The sequence below is a fragment of the Paenibacillus sp. J22R3 genome (assembly GCF_056269305.1).
In genome coordinates, this window is the sequence record NZ_JBWDNS010000001.1 from 1,509,188 (window position 1) to 1,533,080 (window position 23,893).

The 23,893-nt window shown below is 49.5% G+C and carries 25 protein-coding genes; 3 read left to right on the forward strand and 22 right to left on the reverse strand.

The window, feature by feature from the left end:
* Nucleotides 1-15: 15 nt before the first annotated feature.
* The 7 genes from AC0YN4_RS07000 to AC0YN4_RS07030 form a co-directional block, all read right to left on the reverse strand.
* The gene (locus AC0YN4_RS07000) at nucleotides 16-669 is read right to left on the reverse strand and encodes a flagellar brake protein (RefSeq protein ID WP_475779374.1); all 654 of its coding nucleotides are present in this window, start codon (nucleotides 667-669) and stop codon (nucleotides 16-18) included.
* Nucleotides 670-776: 107 nt separating this feature from the next.
* On the reverse strand, nucleotides 777-2,111 hold the full coding sequence (gene ypeB / locus AC0YN4_RS07005) for a germination protein YpeB (protein WP_475835441.1): 1,335 nt from the start codon (nucleotides 2,109-2,111) through the stop codon (nucleotides 777-779).
* Between the two features lie 101 nt (nucleotides 2,112-2,212).
* A complete protein-coding gene (locus AC0YN4_RS07010) occupies nucleotides 2,213-2,371 on the reverse strand; it encodes a hypothetical protein (protein ID WP_475779372.1) in 159 nt (52 codons plus the stop codon).
* Between the two features lie 50 nt (nucleotides 2,372-2,421).
* Complete coding sequence (gene prsW, locus AC0YN4_RS07015) at nucleotides 2,422-3,120, reverse strand: glutamic-type intramembrane protease PrsW (RefSeq protein WP_475779371.1); 699 nt, start codon at nucleotides 3,118-3,120, stop codon at nucleotides 2,422-2,424.
* Nucleotides 3,121-3,191: 71 nt separating this feature from the next.
* Nucleotides 3,192-4,433, reverse strand: a complete 1,242-nt coding sequence (locus tag AC0YN4_RS07020; protein ID WP_090977162.1) for a Glu/Leu/Phe/Val family dehydrogenase — start codon at nucleotides 4,431-4,433, stop codon at nucleotides 3,192-3,194.
* A gap of 159 nt (nucleotides 4,434-4,592) precedes the next feature.
* The gene (locus AC0YN4_RS07025) at nucleotides 4,593-5,198 is read right to left on the reverse strand and encodes a genetic competence negative regulator (protein WP_475779370.1); all 606 of its coding nucleotides are present in this window, start codon (nucleotides 5,196-5,198) and stop codon (nucleotides 4,593-4,595) included.
* 359 nt (nucleotides 5,199-5,557) lie between these two features.
* On the reverse strand, nucleotides 5,558-5,878 hold the full coding sequence (locus tag AC0YN4_RS07030; RefSeq protein ID WP_475779369.1) for a hypothetical protein: 321 nt from the start codon (nucleotides 5,876-5,878) through the stop codon (nucleotides 5,558-5,560).
* 179 nt (nucleotides 5,879-6,057) lie between these two features.
* Between AC0YN4_RS07030 and AC0YN4_RS07035 the strand changes: the two genes are divergently transcribed.
* Nucleotides 6,058-7,056, forward strand: coding sequence for a polysaccharide deacetylase family protein (locus AC0YN4_RS07035; RefSeq protein ID WP_475779368.1), 999 nt, complete (start codon nucleotides 6,058-6,060; stop codon nucleotides 7,054-7,056).
* Here the strand turns inward: AC0YN4_RS07035 and AC0YN4_RS07040 are convergent.
* From AC0YN4_RS07040 to AC0YN4_RS07050, 3 genes are read right to left on the reverse strand one after another with little or no spacing between them, the layout of a single operon-like run.
* Entirely contained in the window at nucleotides 6,998-7,882 is an 885-nt protein-coding gene (locus AC0YN4_RS07040; RefSeq protein WP_475779367.1) for a metallophosphoesterase, read from the reverse strand. The genes AC0YN4_RS07035 and AC0YN4_RS07040 overlap by 59 nt on opposite strands.
* Before the next feature lie 44 nt (nucleotides 7,883-7,926).
* The gene (locus AC0YN4_RS07045; RefSeq protein WP_475779366.1) at nucleotides 7,927-8,163 is read right to left on the reverse strand and encodes a hypothetical protein; all 237 of its coding nucleotides are present in this window, start codon (nucleotides 8,161-8,163) and stop codon (nucleotides 7,927-7,929) included.
* A complete protein-coding gene (locus tag AC0YN4_RS07050) occupies nucleotides 8,160-8,753 on the reverse strand; it encodes a lysostaphin resistance A-like protein (protein WP_475779365.1) in 594 nt (197 codons plus the stop codon). The genes AC0YN4_RS07045 and AC0YN4_RS07050 overlap by 4 nt, the downstream gene beginning before the upstream one ends.
* 133 nt (nucleotides 8,754-8,886) lie before the next feature.
* On the opposite strand from AC0YN4_RS07050, the gene AC0YN4_RS07055 reads away from it, so the two are divergent.
* The gene (locus AC0YN4_RS07055; RefSeq protein ID WP_475835442.1) at nucleotides 8,887-9,843 is read left to right on the forward strand and encodes a hypothetical protein; all 957 of its coding nucleotides are present in this window, start codon (nucleotides 8,887-8,889) and stop codon (nucleotides 9,841-9,843) included.
* Between the two features lie 5 nt (nucleotides 9,844-9,848).
* Here AC0YN4_RS07055 and AC0YN4_RS07060 read toward each other — a convergent pair whose 3' ends face one another.
* Nucleotides 9,849-10,175 carry a rhodanese-like domain-containing protein gene (locus AC0YN4_RS07060; RefSeq protein ID WP_475779363.1) on the reverse strand — a complete coding sequence of 109 codons (327 nt, stop codon included), beginning with the start codon at nucleotides 10,173-10,175 and terminating at the stop codon, nucleotides 9,849-9,851.
* Nucleotides 10,176-10,436: 261 nt separating this feature from the next.
* Here AC0YN4_RS07060 and serA point away from each other — a divergent pair, with 261 nt between their 5' ends.
* On the forward strand, nucleotides 10,437-12,029 hold the full coding sequence (gene serA, locus AC0YN4_RS07065) for a phosphoglycerate dehydrogenase (protein WP_475779362.1): 1,593 nt from the start codon (nucleotides 10,437-10,439) through the stop codon (nucleotides 12,027-12,029).
* Nucleotides 12,030-12,151: 122 nt separating this feature from the next.
* Here the strand turns inward: serA and AC0YN4_RS07070 are convergent, their stop codons facing one another.
* The 11 genes from AC0YN4_RS07070 to ytfJ form a co-directional block, all read right to left on the reverse strand.
* Nucleotides 12,152-14,077: a glycoside hydrolase family protein gene (locus AC0YN4_RS07070; protein ID WP_475835443.1), complete on the reverse strand. Its 1,926-nt coding sequence runs from the start codon at nucleotides 14,075-14,077 to the stop codon at nucleotides 12,152-12,154.
* A gap of 181 nt (nucleotides 14,078-14,258) precedes the next feature.
* Nucleotides 14,259-15,671: an ATP-binding protein gene (locus AC0YN4_RS07075; protein ID WP_475779360.1), complete on the reverse strand. Its 1,413-nt coding sequence runs from the start codon at nucleotides 15,669-15,671 to the stop codon at nucleotides 14,259-14,261.
* Entirely contained in the window at nucleotides 15,672-16,388 is a 717-nt protein-coding gene (locus AC0YN4_RS07080; protein WP_090976783.1) for a response regulator transcription factor, read from the reverse strand. It lies immediately after the preceding gene.
* 35 nt (nucleotides 16,389-16,423) lie between these two features.
* Nucleotides 16,424-17,683: a cytochrome c biogenesis protein CcsA gene (gene ccsA / locus AC0YN4_RS07085; RefSeq protein WP_475835444.1), complete on the reverse strand. Its 1,260-nt coding sequence runs from the start codon at nucleotides 17,681-17,683 to the stop codon at nucleotides 16,424-16,426.
* Nucleotides 17,680-19,344, reverse strand: coding sequence for a cytochrome c biogenesis protein ResB (resB, locus tag AC0YN4_RS07090; RefSeq protein ID WP_475835445.1), 1,665 nt, complete (start codon nucleotides 19,342-19,344; stop codon nucleotides 17,680-17,682). The genes ccsA and resB overlap by 4 nt, the downstream gene beginning before the upstream one ends.
* Before the next feature lie 19 nt (nucleotides 19,345-19,363).
* A complete protein-coding gene (locus tag AC0YN4_RS07095; RefSeq protein ID WP_475835446.1) occupies nucleotides 19,364-19,906 on the reverse strand; it encodes a redoxin domain-containing protein in 543 nt (180 codons plus the stop codon).
* Between the two features lie 85 nt (nucleotides 19,907-19,991).
* The gene (locus AC0YN4_RS07100; protein WP_090976791.1) at nucleotides 19,992-20,732 is read right to left on the reverse strand and encodes a pseudouridine synthase; all 741 of its coding nucleotides are present in this window, start codon (nucleotides 20,730-20,732) and stop codon (nucleotides 19,992-19,994) included.
* A gap of 121 nt (nucleotides 20,733-20,853) precedes the next feature.
* Nucleotides 20,854-21,342 carry a spore maturation protein gene (locus AC0YN4_RS07105; protein ID WP_177186497.1) on the reverse strand — a complete coding sequence of 163 codons (489 nt, stop codon included), beginning with the start codon at nucleotides 21,340-21,342 and terminating at the stop codon, nucleotides 20,854-20,856.
* A 37-nt stretch (nucleotides 21,343-21,379) separates the two neighbouring features.
* On the reverse strand, nucleotides 21,380-22,057 hold the full coding sequence (locus AC0YN4_RS07110; RefSeq protein WP_090976795.1) for a nucleoside recognition domain-containing protein: 678 nt from the start codon (nucleotides 22,055-22,057) through the stop codon (nucleotides 21,380-21,382).
* Nucleotides 22,051-23,259, reverse strand: coding sequence for a D-alanyl-D-alanine carboxypeptidase family protein (locus AC0YN4_RS07115; protein WP_475835447.1), 1,209 nt, complete (start codon nucleotides 23,257-23,259; stop codon nucleotides 22,051-22,053). The genes AC0YN4_RS07110 and AC0YN4_RS07115 overlap by 7 nt, the downstream gene beginning before the upstream one ends.
* Before the next feature lie 131 nt (nucleotides 23,260-23,390).
* Complete coding sequence (ytfJ, locus tag AC0YN4_RS07120; protein ID WP_475779356.1) at nucleotides 23,391-23,843, reverse strand: GerW family sporulation protein; 453 nt, start codon at nucleotides 23,841-23,843, stop codon at nucleotides 23,391-23,393.
* Between the last annotated feature and the right edge of the window lie 50 nt (nucleotides 23,844-23,893).

Sequence of the window (23,893 nt, forward strand, 5' to 3'; positions counted from 1 at the left end):
GGGTGAAAAGCTTTGCTATCTTTTACGGAAATCCAACTGACGTTCAAAACAATAGCGAATGATCCGTTGTCGTTCGCTGTCGAGAATACTCGAGAACTTCGCCATGACTTGATTGCGTCCTGACTCAAGCGGCTTCACGCGGACGATCTCCGCTTTGAAATGAGAATGATCGACCGAGCCGTTTCGATACGCAAGCAGCAGCCAGCATTCCAAATTCGTCCCCTGCTTCATCGGCCATTTGCCATCGACCAGGAACGAAATCCCGCCGCCGCCGACATCATCTGTCATTCCGATAAATCTAATATTAGCCGACAGCTGAATGGCAATTTCAAGCTCTGCGGCAACACGCAGGAAATTGCGGCGCTGCACTTTGGTTATAGATTCCGGTTCAGGCTTGCGAATTCGAATCAATTTCACGCCGTCTTCTACAAAACCAAGTACATGAGTATTGAAATAATTCTTCACGCCGTCTTCGGAAACGAAATGCGCAGAGAGCTCGTCCCCGAGAAACAGCCTTTTATATTTGCCGGTGCCTTCAACAAGCGGAATATCAATCAGCAATTCATCGTTATCACTGTCCGCGATTCTGGATTTATATTCGATTGCGGCCTCTTCTTCATCGGACGAAGCTACATGCAAATATAGAAACTGATTAACTTTTGGCAGCATACTAGCTTCCCCTCCCCTAATGGTTCGATTATACCACAGCATGTCGAAATTTGGGGAGAGGCGGGATAGCAGGAAAAGACGTGCATTCCATGCACGCCTTCGCTTGTTTATTCAGGTAATTGCTCGATGGATTCCTCAATGCCGCTTTCCGCATTGATATAAATTTTATAAACGCCGCCGTTGATTTTGCCAACGTACTCGTAACAGAGCACTTCTTCGCCCATGTCATTATCGATGAGCGCCATCTGTTCCTTCTGTACTTTGAAATCCGGATTCAGCGCAGCTCTCGCATCAGCACTCATCAGCTTCGGTTTAGGCAGCTTCCGTTTGTGATGCTCATAAACAAAGTCCGATGCTTGCAAAGCAACCGCATCCCCGTTATCAAGCGCAATCTTAACGGTCAGCTTATCCGGGTAAATCAATACCCCATTCTGATTGGCTACGAAAGTAAAGACAGCCATCGAGTCATCGCGGTCATACGTAATAGCTTTCATCTTCGGATAGCCGTGGCGAGATAAGAACTCGTCTGCCTTCTTCCTCGCGTCGCTAACGCTTACGATCGGCTTCCCGATATCGCGCGGATTCTCAAACCAAATCAATTGAGCGCCTTTCTGCGAGTAATCCAGCTCGATCGGATTGTCTGATTTATTCCCTTTATAGGTGGCTGAATAAGAAGAGTATTCCGTTCCCTTCCCGTTCTCTACCACCTTGATGTCATTGGGATTGTCCAGCTTCAGGAACTTCGCTGCCAGCTTCTTGACGTCTTCCGGTGTAGCCATTTTTCCACCGAGCATCTTAATCGAACGTTTCTGATACATACTTGCAACCGAAGGACCCCAGTTGATTTCCGGGTATTCGCCGACTTTCTTGTCGACGGTTTTGAAGCCGTCAATGATGGTATTATCGAGCGACGACTTCTCCGAAGCGATCGCAATTTCAACGTCCATCCAGCGCAAATTGTTCGCGATGACTTTATCCTGCACCCCGTAGAGGGATTTCGAAATATATTCCGAATCGGAATATAATGTTTTCAATGTCTTATATTCATCCGGGCTGAGCGGCTGCTTCGTTAAGTCACGAACAGAGGTTTTGTACGAGAAATTCGCAATTTTGGATAAAAACTCTTCCGTCTTATTGAATGGGAGCAGCGTGAGCGGCAGCTGGTTAATTTCGTTCTGCGCTTCGCTGGTCAGCCGCCATACGTTGACGAGACCTTTGCGATGAAAGCCCTGCGACGCGCTGTTCACGGCAAGCGTGTTTCCGAGTTCACGATGGAGCTGCTCTACATGGTAAGTCAGATCGTGGAAGGCACGCTGGTACTGATTCTCCGCCTTAATCAGGATCGAGTTTTTCTCTTGATGCTCTTGATAGCCCCAATAGATAGAGCCGATAAAAAACAGTGTCATCACCGGAAACAGCACTGCGCTTAAACGACGGTACATATAGCAAAAGCTCCTTTCGTATGCAAAACCTGGTGTTAGTTTGGTTTGCGGAAAGGAGCTTTATGCATGTTATTGGTATGATTTTGCTTACATGGCTGTTCCTACAATGCCAGCTCTTCGACGTCGAAATCGTTGAGATTGTTGCATAGACATTGTTTGAACCCGGTATCGATCTTGTCTTTCTCCCTGCGTCCACGCAGGACGAATTTCTCACCGCATAGATTGCAGCGGATGGTTACCTTTACACGAGCCGAAATCATCGTATCCTCCTGAGTAAGATGCAGCTTTTTTCCTATTATAGACGGAAATGCTAAAGCTTAATCTCTTCCTCATGTCCAAGCATTCGAAACGGCGATCCGGCATTGGCACGATTCATCTTCCGTACGCCTTTAATCCACAGGTATCCCATTAACGGTACGATAAACCATACCCAGTAGGTACTGCCTGAGCCCATGATGTAATCATAAACACCATGCTCCGCGAGCGGTACCGCAGCGGCCAGCATGAGAAAATTTCGCTTCTTGTTCGCCATGGGAGCAAATTTGGCTTTGCCCACGTAGTAGCCCATCGTTACGCCAAACAGGGCATGCCCGGATACCGGCAGCAATGCGCGAATGAGCAAGGAACCAACCGACGCAGGCTGGAAAACAGCGTAGAGCACGTTCTCCACTGTTGCAAAGCCAAGCGAAATCGCAACTGCGTAGACGATCCCATCGTAAGGCTCGTCGAATTCGGTATGGTTAAAAATGATATGATACAGAACAAACCATTTCAGCAGCTCTTCAACGCCTGCAGATACTGTAAACGAGAACAGAATGGGACCATCCCCAAGCCATAGCAGCAAGCCTCGCTGGATCACCATGATCGGCAGTACGATTAATACACCGAGCAAGAATACACGGACGACCATGTGAATCGGCTCCGCGTCATATCGGTCCTTTAAATAAAAGTAAGTCAGCAGCGAGATGCCCGGAGCAACCGCCGCTGTCAGTATGGAAAAGAGCAGCATCGTTGAAGTCACCTTCCGAGAGACGGGCTTTCCCCGCAGTTGCAGGCAAAGCTCGTTTGATCGGCAATCGGCTACACCCACCCCCTCAGGCGGACGGCCTCTGCCATTTTGCGGACGCCCACCATATAAGCAGCGAGCCTCATATCCACTTTCTTAAGCTTATGCAATTCATAGACACTATTAAAGCCGCGGATCATCATGTCGCGCAGCTTAGAATCAACTTCGGCCTCAGACCAGTAATAACCCTGATTGTTCTGTACCCATTCGAAGTACGACACAATAACGCCGCCGGCGCTGGCCAGGACATCTGGCACGAGCAGAATGCCGCGATCCGTTATCATCTGCGTTGCTTCCAGCGTCGTAGGACCGTTAGCGGCCTCTACAATGATTTTAGCACGAATTTGGTTCGCGTTGCTTGCCGTTATTTGGTTCTCGATTGCGGCAGGCACCAGAACATCACAATCGATTGCCAGCAGCTCCTCGTTGCTGATGGTATTCTTGAACAAATTCGTGACCGTACCGAATGAATCACGGCGGTCCATTAAATCTTCAATGTCGAGTCCTTGATCATTATACAACGCAGCGTTGACATCGGAAATACCCACAACCTTCGCACCGGCTTCAAACATGAATTTCGCCAGGTAGCTGCCTGCATTGCCGAACCCTTGGATGACGACACGCGCTCCCTTAAGCGCAATGCCTTTCTTCGCCATCGCTTCGTCAATCATGATCGCTACGCCTCTGGCTGTTGCACTCTCACGGCCAAGCGAACCTCCCAGAACAAGCGGCTTCCCGGTGATAAAACCGGGCGAGTCAAATTCACGGATCCGGCTGTATTCATCCATCATCCACGCCATGATTTGCGAATTGGTCATCACATCCGGCGCAGGAATATCTTTGTTCGGTCCGACAATTTGGCTGATCGCCCGAACATACCCTCGGCTTAGACGCTCCAGCTCACGAAAAGACATCTTTCTCGGATCACAAATAATACCGCCCTTGCCGCCGCCATAAGGCAAATCGGCGATGCCGCATTTAATGCTCATCCAAATGGATAACGCCTTCACTTCGATTTCATTGACATCCGGATGAAACCGGACTCCACCCTTCGTCGGCCCTACTGCATCGTTATGCTGTGCCCTGTAGCCGACGAACACCTTTGTCTTGCCATCATCCATCCGAACCGGTATGCGAACGGTCAGGAGCCTCATCGGCTCCTTCAATAAAGCAATCATATCATCACCGTAGCCAAGCTTCCTGAGCGCTTCTTCAATCACGGTTTGTGTTGATGTCAGTACGTTGCTGCTCTCCATTCCATTCAAAGGAATGTTCACCACCTTTTCCTTTGTAATATGAGCGGTAACCGAATCGGCTATGCGGTGAACTTACTTTTGGGCACAAGCTGCAACAAACAAAAAGCACCAGACCTACGGAATATGCCGTAAGCTGATGCTTCTCTAATCGGGATCGCTTTAAAAATGAGTGCAAATTTCCATGACGGCTTTGGCTGGGACGATTACTTTGCCGTACTCTTCGAGAATGGCAGTCGTAATGGAAGTCGCCTCTCCGTACTCTGCCAACAGCGCAATAATTGCGTGGTAGCGCGGAAGCTCGATGCCGACTGGCTCAAAGGCCAGCATATATTTGCCGTTGTAGGCATAAAGACGTCCATCCTCAATCAGTTCAGCGCTCTTAAGCTGCTTACAAACTGAAATGACATCCTCGATGTCTCTGAACGCGTATAGCACAATGTCACTTTGCTCGAGCGTGACTTCCATCTCGTAAACGTCTTCCTCATTGTCTTCTTCTTGAATATGATCCTCGGACTTCCCGTTCACTTTACCTCGTGTAACGATGACGACCATCCCTTGGGCAGGAAGTGCAAACACTTCGACGGCGAGCGGTCCGCTGGCGTCAAAGCCGAGCTCGCTGTAAGCTTGGTCCATCATTTCACTGAACAGCTCGTGCACCTTTGGAATTTCGCGCCACATGTCTTCCTTCTGGATCCCCCGTTCCAGCAAGTCGTCGAACGTCAGGAATATTCGTATTTTGTCTTGATTGAGCCGTTCGATTTTCATGATAGGATCCTCCTTCTCGAGTAGTATCTGCTTCGTATTCTCGGAGCAAAAACCGTCTTCGAAAGCACAATGAACGCGGATAGTATCTGTTATACATAGCGTATGAAGCAGCAGTTATTTGAGTGATTAAAATGTGTTTATGTTGCTATGTTAGCATGTCTGTGGGTGGAATGCACTACAGACGCAAAAAAAAAGAATCGTCCCGCCGCCAATTGTTTATACGCAATTGAACGGCAAAACGATTCTTTTTGTCCTTATCGAATTTATAACAATTTGTCTATAAATTTCTACAAGGTTGAAGTGAAGAAACGTACCGCACCTTCAAAGGGCAGTGACAAACGCTTCTTCTTATGTCTTCATCAGTGAGGTTTCGCTTCTGCTTTTATCTGGTCAACCTGCTCTTTCACACCGGGGTCACTGTTAAGCAGCAGCTCAATCTGTCCCCAAGCGTTGCCGGACCCTTTTGCGGAAGCGTCTGAATGCTTTGGGGCGGCATGCTGCACCATGTCTCCGCTAAATTTACGACTGATGACCGCACCCATCGCCCTCTTCGTCATTCCGTTAACGGCAGTGCCTGCTGCGCTGCTCGCCCAGGCGAACATGCCAGGCTTCTTCTTCGCTATATAAGCCGCCGCTGCCATACCGGCAAGTCCTCCAATCAGAAAACCGGACAATTTCATTGGCAATCCTCCTATGCTGAATGCTGCTTACGACTCGCGTTTAGTTTGCCTAGGGCGAGTTAAGGTCATTCCAGCACAAATTAAGGAAGTAGTAAAGTTCGGTTCCATTTCGAAATATGATACAATAAGTGCATTGTTTTTTGGCGAATTCAACTTCAAGGCCACAGGAGGGCGACAGCATGCCGATTCGTAAACCTCACCTCATCTCCATCGTCATTATGATGGCCCTGCTGGTTACATCCGGATGCAGCAGCAACGGAAACCAGCCTAACACCACCCCTTCAGATTCAACAGGCAATGCAGCGAACAATGGGCCCGCGACAGTGAAGGACCCTGCGCCAGACCCGGCAAACAATACCACGAATCCCGCAACAAACAATGGAAATACAGCCGGTGATAATCAGGGGCAGAGCAATCAGCCCGCAGATGACGATAGTACGAATTCGACAACGCCTTCGGAGAATACGACTGCACCTGAGCCGGATTCTAATGCCACGACGGATCCACAACCGGTCAAGAAGCTTTATAAAATGAATAAAGTATACAGCTTCGTACCTATTGATAAGGCGACCACGAGCAATAAAGTGGTGCTGCTGACCTTCGATGACGGCCCGAAGGAAGACAAAATGGTCAGCTCCCTGCTCGACACGCTCGATAAGCATAAAGCGAAAGCGATCTTCTTCGTGAATGGTTATCGGGTGAAGAAGCACCCGGAATTGCTCAAAAAAATAGCCGATCGCGGGCAAACGATCGGCAATCATTCTTGGGATCACATCGACTTGAAGAAAGAATCACAAGCTTCGGTGAAGAAGCAGATCGAGGACGTTCAGCAAATCGTGAAGGAAGTCGTCGGCACCGAGCCGCAGTTCTTCCGCCCGCCTTTTGGTAACGGTAACGATTATGTAAGGGGTCTTGTTCGCGATCATGGCATGCTCTATATGACTTGGTCAAACGGCTCGCTCGACTGGGATAGCAGCACAAAGGATAAACCGGACAAAGTGATCGCCAATGTGCTTGAGCAGCTCCATCCGGGCGTGAATATCCTGATGCATGAGCTTCCTTGGACAACAGAAGCACTCGACACGCTGCTTACTAAACTTGAGAGCAAAGGTTACGGCTTCATTGATCCTGCGACGATTGACTTAGGTCTGGAGGAACAGCCGCAGACCGCAAAGTAATAAGGTGATATTGGGCAGGTGCCAGCAATCGAATCGGCAATCTGGAAGTACCATATCCACAACTTACAAACAACCGGGGTCCTCTGCTGGCTCCGGTTGTTTGTTGTGCAGAGAAGTCGAACCAGCCGCGCCAGTAACCCGAATCCTCAGTTCCGCGCAAAACCGGTCCAATAAATGGAAGAGCGATTTGACCGCCGTGTGTATGGCCGGAGAGGACCAAGTCCACTTCCTGTCTCTGCTGTGCATTCATCCGATCCACAAGGATCGGATCATGCGCCAGAACGATCGTAAACAGCTGCTGGCTGCCGACGGCCGCTTCCGGATCGCTTAACGCCAAATCCAGTCGATCACGCTCCAAGCGCGGATCATCTACGCCTGCCAGGCGAATGAGGCTGCCGTCCCTTTGCTCCAATACAACAGCTTCATTGACGAGAAGGCGTACCCGCTCTTCCGTCAGCATGACCTCAAGCGGCCTCATATCCTCGTCGTAATCATGGTTACCGTAAACCATATAGACCGGTGCAATCCGCGCAAGCTTCTTGATGTTGCTTCGAGACCTGGCAAGCGGTACTCTCCGCTCCCTCAGATCACCGCCAATCAGCACCAAATCAGCTCCACCGGCCGCGACAAGCCCATCAATCACTTCATCCGAGAGACTTCTTCTATGAATATCTGTGATAAGCAGCAAGGTTGTACCGTCAAATGACGAGGGCAGCCTATCCAAAATTACAATCTGCCGGTCCAATGTGTATTGATACGATGTCCTTATTAATACAGCTGCAATCAGCACGATCACCGCCGCCGCCGACGAAATCCAAATCATCATGAGAAACGAAGCACCCCTCTCCTAGGATTTAGTCGCTCTATCGACTACTCAAACTGCTTTCCCCAAAGAAGAAGTCCTACTAATAAGAGTACGAATAGAAAAATAATAATTTTGTAAAACCATCCTGCCATCTGCTGCTTATTAGAAGGATGTGATTTCCTTCTGGAAGGAAAAGGTACTTCAATGCCTGCAGCCGCTTCGGAAGCAGCCTGTTCCGCCTGTTTCTTTGCCGCAATCGAGGAAATCGATTTCCTGCTGCCAAATTTCTGAACTCTGCTCATTCTTCCCTCCGGAAACGGATTACGAAGCCCATAATCATATCAATCAGAAAGTGTGCTACTATAGGCGCCCATAGTGTGTCGGTTTGAATATAGATCCAGCCTAACGCATAGCTGATAGCAAATACAAGCCCTGTCGGAATCCAATGCTTCAAATACCGAACATGAATGGTTGCAAAAATAATGCTTGTCCAATAAGGTCCGAATTGATGTTGAATAGCACCACGGAAAAGCGTCTCCTCACAGATGGAAACGATTAAGGACAACACCACCACATGCCATATCGCACGGTTTTTAAAAATGCGATCATTGACGCCGCCGTCATCATTGGCTTCATCGGGTACAAATCGGGCCGAAAGCAAATCAATTGCAAGGACCGCAGCTGCCAATCCGGCTCCAAAATACAGAAATGAAAGGCCTTCCGGCAAAACAAATAATAAAAATGGATTACGATGCTGAAAAAATAACCAGATGAAACCGATAACTAAGGTAATCGCTTGCGTGGCATATAGATTTATAAGAAGCATCCGGTCATCAATCTGATCGATGCTCACCGGTTTAATCTTCATTTTGCGAATGTCGAATTTTTTCATATCCAGCTCCCTAATACACTATGAAAGGTGCATATTTCCTTTTCAAAGGTTTTCCCCTATACTAGGAGAACGATCTAATCAACCCCAGAATTCGACAAACAATTAAAGTGAAAGCCTTGTATTTACTAGCATTTTGGCGAAATATCGGATGAAGGAGATTATCATGGAGAAACGACTGACTCGTACTGAAATGCTATTTAGCTTAGGCTTCCTATTCATGCTCGTTTTCGCCGTGGCAGCCTTTTTCTATGGCGTGAAGATAGGTTCAGACAAAACCGAAGCAAAAATAATTGAAAATGCTAAACATCTTAGCAGCAGCAAGAACGCAAGTGCAGGTGCCTATCAACAGCAGGATCTGGTTTCATTCTATCATACTGTATTTCTGCCATATCGTGAATTTCAATCCGAATGGTTCGAAACCATTCATAAACTTTCCTCTCAGCAGCTAACGGATACCAGCTCTTCGCTGAAAGAACTATCGAACATTGCTGAGCAGAAGTATGGAGAGGCCGAACATGCATCTGTACCGAAGAGCTCACCGCTTCTCGAATCCGCTCAACTCCAGCTGCTTAAGAGCTTGCGAATGTTCAGTGAAGCCGCGCAGCGCGGAGCGGGATCAGCCAAGGACATGAACAATACCGAACTCTTGAAAGCCTTAATGAAGGATGCCTACTACACGCAAGGTGTGAAATTCGCTATGGCAGGTCAGCAAAGTTACTACACTGCGATGCTGAAATGGAGCGCGTCGGTCAACCCGAACATTCCGGACCATTACGACAGCACCTCTGTGCTGAGCATCCAGCAATGGAAGACGCTGCCGCTGACCATTAAGAATAAGCTGATGGCGGATATGTTGAATGCCCGCAAAACACTGGCGCCGTTCTATCCGCAGGATCTGGCATCTCGCGTCGATCAATTTATCGTTTCCGGACAATCCGGCAGCATGAAGATGAAAACGGTCGATTCCATCGTCGATCTCCTTATCAGCACGGAAGCTGTACGATCAGGCGATTTCAGTGACAGCAAAGCCGTCCTGTATGCCAAAGAGCTGCTTCCACAGCTGCCGTTCTTCTTCCCGGAGAGTGAATAAGGACTTTAATCGTATTGAAAACCATCCAACGAGGATACCGCAGCCATTCCGCCAATAACATTGGTGAGGTTGCCGTATCCTCTTTCACTTAAATAGCGGCAAACCGCAGCGCTTCTTACACCGTGTGCGCAAATGACATATACCATTCGATCCTTATGCACAGCTTCCGAGTCTTCCCGGAAGGTTGAGAGCGGCATCAGCGTACTGTTATCTAAATGATAATAATTCCATTCGTCCATTTCTCTGACATCAATGATTTGATCAGGCGAGAGCTTTCCCTCGCGCACAAGCGCCATAAACGGCTCTGGTTCAATATTGTCCCATTGTTCCACAAGAATGCCCCCTTTTTACGGTCGATCATAACGAAAATTTCACATTTGGGCAAGTTTTAATCATTGCAATTTGAGTTCTACTTGCATTAAAATAGTAAACATTAATGTAGCCTGGTTCTGTTGGTCCATCCGGTACAACAATAGCTTGACGTGTGATCGTGTGACAGACCCTCGCCTAAGCTGCTGCGCTGTGCGGCATCTTACGAGGGTCTTTCACTTCTACTATACATCCATCATACAAACGCTCAGGAGGCAACCACCATGTTTAAAGTATTGGTCTCAGATCCAATCAGCGATCTAGGCATTCAGAAACTTATGGATGCAGAGGATGTCGTTGTCGACAAGAAGCCTGGATTAAGCGAGGACGAGCTCGTAGCCATTATCGGCGAATACGATGCACTTCTCGTACGCAGCCAGACGCGCGTTACACCGCGCATTATGGATGCAGGTAAATCGCTTAAGGTTATCGGTCGCGCCGGCGTCGGAGTGGACAACATCGACTTGGAAGCAGCTACACAACGCGGAATTATCGTTATTAACGCACCAGACGGCAACACAATCACAACTTGTGAGCATACGTTTGCCATGATGATGTCTGTTGCTCGTTTCATTCCACAAGCCTACCTCAAGACTGTAGGCGGCGAGTGGGATCGCAAGTCGTTCCTTGGCGTCGAACTACGCGGCAAAGTGCTCGGCGTACTCGGTATGGGCCGTATCGGCAGCGAAGTGGCAAAACGCGCGAAAGCGTTTGACATGGAAATTTGGGGTTATGACCCATTCCTCACGGAAGAGCGCGCTGAGAAGCTTGGCATTCGTCTCTCCAGCGTAGATGACATCGTACGTAATGCAGACTTTATGACCGTGCATACGCCGCTTACACCGGAAACGCGTCACATGATCTCTCGTGCGCAATTCGAAGTGATGAAGAAAGGCATGCGCATCGTGAACTGTGCACGCGGCGGTATCATCGATGAGCAAGCGCTTGTAGAAGCAATCGATCAAGGAATTGTAGCAGGTGCAGCATTCGACGTATTCGAGGTTGAACCGCCGGCAGCCGATCATCCGTTCCTGAAGCATCCCAAAATCATCGTAACCCCGCATCTTGGTGCATCTACTGTTGAAGCTCAAGAAAACGTGGCCATTGATGTATCGGAACAAGTATTGAACATCCTTCGCGATAAACCGTTTATGAACGCGGTCAACATGCCTCCGATTCCGGCGAATGTACTGAGCAAGCTACAACCGTACTTCGGCCTTGGCGAGAAACTGGGCAGCTTTATTGCTCAACTGACTGAAGGTGCCGTAGAAGAAATCACAGTCAGCTATGCAGGTGAGCTGGCTGAGGTTGATACGCAGCCGTTGACACGTTATGTTGTACGCGGTGTGCTTTCTCACCACCTCGGTTCGGATCAAGTGAATGTCGTGAATTCCATGCATCTTGCTAAAGAACGCCATGTGAACATCGTGGTACAGAAGTCTCACGAAGCACGTGACTTCACGAACTCCATTACCGTAACACTTCGCTCCAAAACTGCTACTCGCCTGGTAACGGGTACAATGTTGACAGGTTATGGACCACGAATTGTACAAATCGATCGTTTCCCTGTTGACGTTGCTCCGGAAGGCAACATCATCTTGATCTCGCATAACGACAAACCGGGTATCATCGGTAATGTCGGTATGCTGCTTGGAAACAACAACGTGAACATCGCAACGATGCAGGTTGGTCGTGAGCTTGTTGGCGGTTCTGCAATCATGGTATTGACTGTAGACAAAGGCGTGTCCAAGGACGTTATCGCCGCGCTGGTCAATCTGCCGGATCTGAACAAAGCGAAAGAAATTAATCTCTATTAATTACAATAAGCTCCGACCCTTTTCGAGGGTCGGAGCTTTTTTGTGCACGCATCTGACATGAAAATGTTTCACGACCAACAAGATTTCTCTACTTCCTTCAACAAGAACCGACTTTCCGGCGCTTAACTAATCCCGACCAGCTGCATCCTCACATAAGTCGAATCATACCAATGTGCACGAAGCTCGATGCGATGTCCGCTTCTTCCTGCAGCCCAATGAAACGGTACCGAGAAATATTCATAGCGATTGGTTTGCTTCCAATCATTGCGCTGCAGAACACGCGTTGCGAGCACGGCACCTGAATCGTCTGCATCCACAACCTCGAGCCGGATGACGTCATTTGTACCGCTGTTGCTATCGACCATCATTTTCCATGTGGCGATGTTATCTCCTACCGGTGTATTGGTCGTATACGGACCGTATTGCATGTAATCCGGACCGTCTAAGCTGGTTGAAGCAGACCAGCCGTCACTGTCTGTGCGTCCAATAACATGACCGATTCCTGCATCCGCCATCCCCCATTTCAAATCGAAGCCACCGTCATTTTCATTGGCAATGAGCGCCCTGCTTGTAGGATTGGTCCGATAATAGATGAAGTTCTCTCCGTCTACCGACAAGAAGCTCGGTCCATCATTGCCGAACGTATTGTCGGTCTGAGGCAATATATGGTTTTGACTAAACTTGCTCCAGTGGACCAAATCAGTCGAGCTCGCAACCCCTGAAGACCATTTGGCCGTGTTATACGGGGGATCCTCACTGCCTTCATAGGTCATATAATAGGTGCTTCCTACTTTGACGATATCTCGATGACCCGCTGTTCCGGCCTCCCAAGTGCCAGGTACGGTATCGATTACCGGATTTCCGGAATATTTGGTCAGTGATGTCAGGCTCGTTCCCGTGGCAACGCCGATGCGGCAATCTGAGCCGTCATATCCATGATAAAATAAATACCATGTGCTGCCTTCTTTATAGAGCGACGGAGTTCCAATATTGACGCTTTCCCAGCCCGTAGAATTATGCGTCAATATCTGGCCTTGTTTAGTGAAGCTAACGCCGTCCGTGGAAGTTGCCAAGCCGATTTGTCCCGGTGATCCCGTACCCGTTCCTTCATAGACGAGATAGAAGGTGCCGCTGTCGTACCATACGCCGGGAAACGTAGCAAACGAATCATCCCATTGTCCAGGCGACCCTGCCGTCAAGACAAAGCCGTTATCCGTGAAATTGACCCCATCGGTTGACTTCGCTAAGCCGACACCGCCTTTGCCGAACGCATCCCATTTGATGTAGTACGCCCATATTTCGCCATTCACTTTGAGGGTAGAAATAAAATGCATCGAAAACGAACTACCGATAAACGGATTGATTTTATCCAGCTTTATAAAAGCTTGATTATCCATCAAATGCGACATATTGGATGCGATATTCGAGGTTGTCACGTTACCGGTGGATACGGCAGCAGGTCCGATATCCGTTGCAGCCGAGTTATAATCAGAGCCATTCACGAATACGACGCTCTTCGTGGTCGTGCTTCCGTTTGTTACTTTAAGGTTGTCGTACTGAGCGGAATAAGACTGGGAAGCACTATCATTCTCTCCGACGATATCCCATTTGGATGAGGTTTTGCCGATCATGGAGGCTGGGACCGCCAGCTTGCGGTGATACCATTTGTTAGTGGAAAATGCGGAGATATTGGCATTCGGATGACCGCTAATATTGTTCTGATCTTTCCAGACGGATGATCCGGTATCCCGGAAGTATGTCCCATCGGCGTTAATAATTTCGATACCTCCGGCGCCATCGATGCCACTCGATATCTTTACATCGTATTCGATGTAATCACCGGAAACAAACGTATAGGCTTTGTTCGATATTCGTTTGTAGATATACTTGTTCGCTGTACCGCTGGCGTCATTCGTCACACTGAGCGATACGATATCGCCCCCTGCCCATGGGTTGGCACCTGCTGTCGCCGTTGCTGCAAACATGCCGGTCATCAAGACAGTGGATAAGAATAGCAGAACCCATTTCTTCACCTGATTGGCTGTCATAAACATCCTCCTTTGAAGTGGAAGTGAATGCAAGCTCAGTTTAAATTAGTATAATTTGACCAGTCAATATAGCCTTCTATAGCAACCAAGCTCTTTCTTGAAACTTTTTCTTGGGGAATCGTTGAACAGCAGAAACACACCTAAAAAAGCTGCCCCACGTGAGGAGCAGCTTCTGAAAAGTTTATAGAACCGGAAGTAAGATGGTAAACGCAGTGCCTGCCCCCATAACACTTTCCGCCTTAATTTGACCGCGATGGGATTCGATAATGTTCTTCACGATAGCAAGTCCGAGGCCAGTTCCGCCTGATGCCCCGCGTGTACGAGCTTTATCCGCTTTATAGAATCGCTCGAAAATATACGGAAGGTCACCTTGCGGGATTCCCTCGCCCTCATCTGTCACTTTAATCTCGACATAAGCCTTCTGATCCACGATCACATTGCAGGCGCTAAGCGTGATTGACGCCTGCATCGACGTATGGCGAATCGCATTGTCCAGCAGGTTCGTCAGCACTTGCTCCATGCGATCCTCGTCTGCCTGCGCGATGACGAGCGGCTCTGTCGGAAGCTCGATATGAAGGTGTATGTCTTGCTCCTTCGCACGCACCAAGAACTTGCGATGTACTCGCTTCAGAAGTCCGGTCAGATCCGTCTCGACCAGCTTCATCTCAATATGACCGGCTTCCATTCTGGCCAAATCCAGCAAATCCTTCACGAGGCGACCCATGCGAAGCGACTCCTCATAAATCACCTGCGCAAGCTCCTTGCGCTCTTCCGGTGAAGCTGCAATATCATCCAGCAACGCTTCGCTGTAGCCTTGCAGCATCGATAATGGCGTCCTGATCTCATGAGAGACGTTAGCAACGAAGTCCCGGCGAAGCTTCTCCAGCTTCGTCTCCTCCGTTACATCCCGCATTACCGCAACCGCACCGCGAACGGTATGATTCGATTTGAGCGGAGCCATCACAACCGACCATACACCGCTTTGCACATGGACTTTATCGGATAAGTCCCGACCTTCCCGAAGCACTTTGCGGTACAGATCAAACATCGGCTCCGGTACCTGCGTATGGGAGCCAATATAATCTTCCGTCCATTCCAGCTCATTCCACTTGTCAATCAACTTCTGTCCATGTGGATTAGCCAGTATGATTTGACCTTCCGCATCGAAGGTAACGACCGCATCAGCCATACTCCGATGGACGCTCGCTAGGTGATCCTTCTCATGATTCAAGTCATGAATCAACGTATCCAGCTCAGAGGCCATATTATTGAACGTGTTGGCCAGGTCGCCGATCTCGTCCGTCGAACGAATGGGTACTCGTGTACGGTACTCGCCTTGGGAGATCAGATCAGCCGCTTTCTTCAGTTGAAGCAGCGGCTGCGTGATTTTGGTAGAGAGGAAGAACGCAAAAAACGTCGATAACAGAAACCCGATGATGGCCGTGTAAACAAACAGCACCTTGACATCATGCGAGTTCTTGAAGGCAATGTCGATATATTGGAGCAGGAACATCCCCAGTATAAGCAATACGACAGCCACAAGCGCGATAATTGTAATCCATAGCTTCCCGACAACACTTCGCCAGATCATCACTTACTTCGGCACCTCAAGCTTATAGCCTACGCCCCAAACCGTCGTGATCATCATCGCAGCTTCCGGAGAAACTTTGTTCAGCTTCTCGCGAAGTCGTTTGACATGGGTATCCACGGTACGAAGATCTCCGAAAAACTCATAGTTCCAGACGTCTTTCAACAATTCTTCCCGGGAAAACACTTTATCCGGCGAAATCGCCAAGTAATGAAGCAGCTCATATTCCTTCGGCGTCAAACTGACCTCTTGCCCGCCAGCCATGACACGATGCGCATCATGCTCGATAATGAGATGCGGGAACACGATATTATTGCTCGTCAACGCTTCCTTCGTTAAGAACGCGGTAGCCGACGAACGGCGCAGGATGGCTTTCACGCGATAAATGACTTCGCGAGGGCTGAATGGTTTCACAACATAGTCGTCAGCGCCTACTTCAAAGCCTTGAACGCGGTTCATTTCCTCGCCTTTAGCCGTCAACATAATAACCGGCGTCGCCTTTACCTGACGCAGTCTGGAACAGACTTCTACGCCATCAATTCCCGGCAGCATGACATCCAGCAGAATCAGGTCAAATTCGCCTGCTGTTGCAAGGCGAAGTGCGGTTTCGCCGTCCTCGGCCTCCTCAATGAGATAGCCTTCCTTTTCCAGATACATTTTGAGCAGCCTGCGAATTCGTTCTTCGTCATCAACTACAAGAATGCGGTGAAGTTCTTCAGACATGTCCGTTGTCTCCTTTCAAATCTTGCTTATCTTCATTAAACGCCTGCGTAGGAGTGCAAGCCGACAAGGACCAAGTTAACCCCAATCAGCGTAAACAACACAATGACAAAGCCGATAACCGCAAGCCATGCCGATTTGGAACCATGCCACCCGCGCGATAGACGCAAATGTAGGTAAGCCGTGTAGTACAGCCAAGTAATAAGCGCCCATACTTCTTTAGGATCCCAGCCCCAGAAACGCGACCAGGCAATGTAGGCCCAGATCATTGCGAATATTAGTGCGCCCAGCATAAAGATCGGATAACCAATAGCAATGGCGCGATAGCTGATTTCATCAATATCATCTTCGTCGATATCATCCATCAGAGGATGAATCGCGGCCCCGATCCGCTTGCGCAAGACAAGTCGCAGGATACCGTATAGAATGGCCCCGTTAATGATTGACCACGTAATCGTGTTCAGCTTACGAGCCGCATTGACGCCTTTCATCCAGGACGGAGTCTCCATCAGCGGTTTCTTCACACCAAGGAAGGCATCAATCGATACATCTTGGCTGTTATATGGCTTGAAGATTGGCGGAAGGGAGTATTCAACGGTTTCCGTCGTCGTGCTCTCAATTCCTTTGTCATCAATGACAACATTCTCTTTCTTGAACGTCGCTTCATAGCCAGCGCCACGGAAAGAGAAAACCGAGCCGATAAACGCAATGATGATGACGATGACAAATAGCGTAAATTCGACCCAGCGTTGTTCGCGTCTTGCTTGTGGACTCGTTTTCTTGAAGTCAACCGTACGAAGCAAGTACATCAATCCAGCTGCAAAACCAACTGCGAAGAAAGCTTCGCCTGTTGCCGCTGTCGTAACGTGAACTTTAAGCCAAATCGACTGCAGTGCCGGGATGAGCGGTTGAACCTCTTGAGGAAATACCGCTGCATATGCAACAATAATAACCGTTAATGGTAAGGTGAACAAACCAAGCAGCGGTTTGCGGTAGATCGCGTTGACGATGATGAACGCAAACATAATGGCCATCGCCAGAAAAGTCATAAATTCATACATGTTACTGGTCGGGATGTGGCCCCCGCCGATCCAGCGTGTAATAAAGAAGGTTACGTGTGAAGCAAATCCAAGTATCGAAACCGCGTATGCGACAAGGCCCCAGCGGCGAATATGCTCTTCCGGACTGCGGTTGCTCCATTTGCGCCCGAGGGCGGCAACGCCATAAAACATAAATCCGAAGCAGTACAGAAAAAATGCGACGATAAACGCGTCGCTGCTAAAATCAAGCAAACTCACGATTTGTTCCTCCCGTTATCGAGCGACTTCGGCTCTACGACGACGCCTAGCCCGCGCAATGCGGAAGCGACCTCGGCACGCATGCCGTAATTATTCTTGTTCGTATGTGCGCCTAACGTGACGCGGCCGCCCTCTATGCGAAGCCAAATTCTGCGGTGATGCCAATAAGAACCCAGCAACAGTCCAAACATCGATATGCCGGCCCCTACCCAGATATAAGGCATCGCCCGATCTGAGCGAATATTAAGCGAGGTCATCACACCTGCGAACTCAACACCTCCCATAGTCGGAACCTTCAGCTCAAACCTTTTGCCCATTTCCCCATTGATGAGATCCTGGCTGAATCGCGCTTTGTCGGTTTGTTTCGGGAAGTACATGTACGGCTCGCCATCCGCCGCCAAATCCGGACCTTTCATCACGAACACAAATGCCGGCGCGTTCGGCTCCTTGGATTTCGTCGTCGGCTTGCCTTCCGAGTTCAGCGCAAAATCCATGTACGTCTGACGGAGCTCAAGCGTGTACTGTCCAAGCTTGTAGGTTAATTCCGGATTCCGCATGACGAGATCGAAAGGCCCATAGGTCTGGCCCGTCTTATGATCGATCAGAACCGGATGAACGGCCTTCAGCTTCGGTGTATCGTCGAAGCCGAACTGATATGCCTTGATGCCTTTGTAGGAAAGCGGATCGTTCACGATAATATTGTGACGCTTCACTTCCTTCAACTGCGGCTGCTTGGAAGGATCATCGCAATCCGCCTCGCACTCATACAGCACGGCCTTCGTCTCGTAGAGTTTAGCCCGGGCCGTCCCTTTCAACGATTCCGGAAGCTCTGCATCCGTATAGTAGTTGATCGTAAACTTCTCGTTCTTCACGTAATAATTCGTTTCAGGGATTTGAACCGTTTCCCCTTCCGTCACCGTTACGTAATTGTCCATCGCCCAACCGGGAAGCGTCCGAAGCAATACCGCGAGCAGGAACGTAATCAAGCCAATATGATTAATATAGGGTCCCCAGCGGCTGAACCGGTATTTCTCCGCCAGCAGGGCGTCGCCTTCATGATGGACCTTATAATGCTTGCGCTTTAGCTCCTTAGCCATCGCAGCGGTCCAATTCTCTGCTGATCCTTCAATATCACTCGTAAATACGGTCTTCTGTCTGGTCAAGAACGTGTTATGCTTTCGGATTTGTTGTTTGTTCAGTGCCCGATAGAGCGGCAGCACACGATCAAGACTGCAAATAACGAGCGAAGTTCCGATCATAACCAGCAGGCCGATAAACCACCACGACTCATACGTATTGGACAAGCCGAGCTTATAATACCATTTGCCGATCCAGCCGTAACGCTCTTCGTAATACGTTGTAGGATCAAATGAGATAAAGGCATTCTCTTGTGTGAAAATCGTGCCGACCATAGCGGCAATCAATGTAATCACGATCAAACGAACTGCAATTTTAACCGAAGAGAAAAAGTTCCAAACGCGATCAATCGGTGACGGATTCGTCTTCTGCGAGCGCCTTGCAATGCCGTCGTAGCGCATCTCGAGCGGCGCATCGCTCTCTGCTTCTTCCCCGTCCAGCGGGTTGCCGCAATGCTCGCAAAGCACGGTTCCAACCGGATTCTGGTGACCGCATTCACATTTCGTATTTTCAAAAGTCAACATGCAAAAAAACCTCCTTCGACTAGGACTGAAGCAATTTCTCGATCCGCTTGTCCATGTCCGCTTCCGCCATCGGTCCGACAAAGATGTCTTGAATCGTTCCATCCGGCTTCACAAAGAAGGTAGTGGGATACGACTTCAAACCGTACTTTCGCTGTACGTCGTTATTCTCGTTAAGCAGTATGGAATAGCCGACATCAAACTGCTTCACAAAATTAGAAACGGTCAATTTGTCCTCGCCAAGATTAATCCCGACGACTTCAAAGGGCTTATCTTTATGCTTCGCGTATTGGGCGACCAAATCCGGCGTCTCCGTTACGCAGCCCGGACAGTATGTACCCCAGAAGTTGATGACAAGTGCCTTGCCTTTGTAGTCTGCGAGCCTGTGTGTTTGGCCGTCCATACCAATCAGGGCGAAATCCGGCGGCTCCGAGCCTTTCCGCGGCAGCCCGTCATGAGAACTAAACAGAGCATTGCCGATTGCATAGCCCCCGAGGAGCAATACGCCCAGAAAAATAACAATTTGAATGAGTCTGCGGTTCGATTTCATATAAGTGTTAGTCACCGCCCGTTCTTATGCTGCAATTTTCTTGAATTCCATACTATCATTATAACGAAAATTCGACGGCAATTGAGGTTGCCGTCGCTCGTTATTTTTGAATTTTATGTGTCTTGACAGCCGCTGCGCGCAGCTCTTGAACCTCTTTGGGCGTTAAATGGCGGAACTTTCCACGTGCCAATCCGTGTAGCCCCAATTCGCCGAATCGTACGCGGCGAAGCAGCAGTACCGGATGATTAATGGCATCGAACATCCGACGAACCTGCCTGTTGCGTCCCTCGTAGATCGTAATCGTAATCGTCGCCTGATTCTTCTCCGTATTTACATCGTGATACTCTACCTCAGCAGGTGCTGTCATTCCGTCCTCAAGCAGAATGCCCTGCTGCAGCCGCTCCAGCGCCGTGCCGTGCGGTACCCCTTTAACAGTGGCCCAATAAGTCTTCGGTACGTGATGGCTCGGATGCGTCAATAAGTTCGCAAACTCGCCGTCATTCGTAAGCAGCAGCAAACCTTCCGTATCATAATCAAGCCGGCCTACAGGATAGACGCGCTCTGTAATGCCGGGCAGATAATCCGCCACAATCTTACGTCCCTGCGGGTCACTCGCACTTGTAATGACACCTTTGGGCTTATGAAGCATCAAGTAAAGCTTGCTCTCACTCTGGATTCTGCGGCCCTTCACCGTAATGATATCAACGGCCGGGTCAGCTTTGACCCCCAGTGTAGTCACTGTCTCCTCATTGACCTGTACTTGACCGGACAATATGAGCTCCTCGCATTTGCGGCGTGATGCAACGCCCGCCTGCGCCAAAATCTTCTGTAAACGTTCCAATGATTTCACCTCACCCACCATCATACCCTAAATGACAGGTGGAAAGAAAGTGCACAACAAATATGCCCGCAAGAGCGAATGCACTATAGTGCAGTACGCTTGCGGGCATTATCCGGTTAACTTACCCAAACACGAATAAACAAATGATGATAGCAGCGAAAAAACCGACGAAATCTGAAAATAACCCTACTTTAAGTGCATACTTACTGCGCCTGATTCCAACCGCTCCAAAATAAACCGTGAGTACGTACAGTGTCGTATCCGTACTGCCTTGGATCGTAGATGAGATCCGTCCGATCATGGAATCCGGCCCATACGTCTTAATAAGCTCAGTAGTGAATGCAAGTGACCCCGCTCCGGTAAGCGGCCGCAGCAGTCCGAGCGGCAATACTTCGCTTGGAATACCTAAGCCATCGAACAATGGCCGTATGAGCGAAGCCATCATATCCATAGCTCCGGATGCTCGAAACATACTGATCGCTACCATCATCCCGACCAAATGCGGAATAATGTTAATCGCCGTGCCGAAGCCGTCCTTGGCTCCTTCGATAAATGTTTCATACACGGGTACGCGCTTAAATGCAGCATAGAGCGGAATAAACACGATCATGAACGGGATGATCCAAGCTGAGACGGCCGTTATCCATTCATACAACGGCCTCACCCTTTCCTTGGCCGTCTGCCGTGAGCGACTCCACGCTTCGAGGAGCTGCCGTTCCATCGCGGCTGGTAAATCGCGGCGGCTTATTGCGATATCGTTTGCGATACCAGCGATCGGCAGCAATAGCCGCTGCTGTCGCAACCAAGGTGGCCGCTAGTGTTGTTCCGACAATCTCCGCAGGATGCGCCGAGCTGTAAGTCATGCGAATTGCAATTAACGTTGTAGGGACAAGCGTAATGCTGGAAGTATTGAGCGCAAGCAACGTGCACATGGCCGCTGAAGCGGTCTCCTTGTCCGGATTGAGCTTCTGCAGCTCCTGCATCGCTTTAATCCCCATAGGCGTAGCCGCGTTGCCGAGCCCGAGTATGTTTGCACTCATGTTGCTCATTATGTAACCGAGGGCCGGATGACCCTTCGGCACGTCTGGGAATAAGAATCGGACAACCGGCTGCAGCAAGGCGGCGATTTTGCGGAGCAGACCCGCATCCTCGCCGATGCGCATAAGCCCCAGCCAGAACACCATTACGCTGATGAGCCCGAAACTGACGGTGACTCCGCTCTTCGCTCCTTCAAATGCGGCCTCGGTCAAGGCTTCCATTCGACCATTCACGATTGCTGCAACGAAGCTGACCGCGATAAAGAAAAGCCAAATGAAATTTACCATCCCCCGGCCTCCTTCCCTCCAAACAAAGTAGACAGCGTGACCGTCAGTGCCCTTCGGAAGGAAGCTGATGATAAGCCGCCATAAGCAGACTCCGATTGATCACCGATCACCCAAGCCGGTTTCTCCGGCATTGTAATACGCTGACTCTGCGGATCAAATACCGGCGTCGAGCCAATCCTCTCCTCACCGATAAACCACTCCAGCTTCCCGCGCTCACCAAGCTTGTATGCTGTAGAATTGGCATCGATCAGCGTCAGCTTCGAACGCAGCTGCTGCTGCTCGCCTTCAGCAAACGGATAAAGCAGCGTTCGTCCGACGGCAAGCGGATATCCGTTTATCGACTGGCCTTTGTGTGTCACTTCGGTTAAGCGGAAATTGGCGAAGCCGAAGTCGAGCAGCTTACGGTGATCCTGCCAATCATCCCCGTCATTTAAGGTAACCGCAACAAGCTGCTGGCCATTCCGTGTAGCCGAGCTGACCAAGGTTCGAAGCGACTTCTTCGTATAGCCCGTTTTGACGCCGTCCGCTCCTTCGTACATCGTGAGCATTTTATTTTTGTTCCGCCATTGGTAGTCCCAGCTGTCATTCGGATTAGGAGCCTTCTTCTCCTTCGTCTTCACGATTTCTTTGAAAACCGGGTTCTTCATGGAGTAGGCAGTCAGCTTCGCCAGATCGTTCGCAGATGAATAGTGTCCCTCGGCGTCCAGACCGCTGGGGTTCATGAACTGGGAATTAGAGAGGCCCAGCATCTGTGCCTTCTCATTCATCATATGGACGAAACCTTCCTCCGTACCGCCGACATGTTCCGCAATCGCTGTTGCTGCATCATTGCCGGACCTTAGCATCAAGCCGTAAAGCATATTTTGCAAGCTCATTTCCTCGCCGCGCTGCAAATAGATGGACGACCCTTCTTTGCCTGCAGCTCGTATACTCGTCTTCACTTTGTCGGTGAGCTTGCCGTGCTCTATGGCTACAATCGCCGTCATGATCTTCGTTAAGCTGGCAATGAGCATGGGCTTGTCCCCGTTATAACTGTAGAGAATGCGACCTGACTCCACATCGATAAGCGCTGCGCCTTTGGCATGGGTCGATACGCGCTCCTTCGGAGCAGCCGCGGCTGTTGTTAATCCGGTTAGAAAGAGGCAAGTTGCCGTTGACAACAGAATAAGTTTGTACCATTTTCGGGTGAATCTCGACCTCATACACTTCCTCCTTCGAAACTGGCGGGCAAGAACATGGTCTTGTACCAGTATATGAACAGGTCCATGAGATATACTACCGAGCCCGTCCTGAAAAAAAAGAAACCGCCCCGCAGGGACGGTTCCATATGCAATTAGTGGCCATCCATACTTTCGATGAGAACGGATTCCAGCCCGCTTTCACTGCTTGCCGTGTTTTTCTTGAACATACTCTGGATTTTCTCGAACACTTGCGGCGCGGAATCAATGACCCGTTCCATCAAATGAGTTTGATTATCCAGCGGTACAATGCGTACCCCCTGCGTGCCTACGACAAGGAAAGCGATTGGCGTTATGGATACCCCGCCGCCGCTGCCGCCGCCAAATGGCAGTTGAACGGCTGCGTTATGCGAGTCCCCTTGCTTATGCTCGTCGAAGCGGATATCACTGCCCCCCGCGACAAAGCCGAAGCCCACTTTCGAAATCGGCATGATGACGCTGCCGTCAGGTGTTTGGACCGGATCACCGACAATCGTATTTACATCGACCATTTCCTTGATATTTTCCATTGCGGTTTGCATTAAGCCTTGAATCGGATGGTCTGTCATCTCAAAAAGTCCTCCTTGGTTCAAAGTCGGTAGCTGCACCTTTCCGTTCA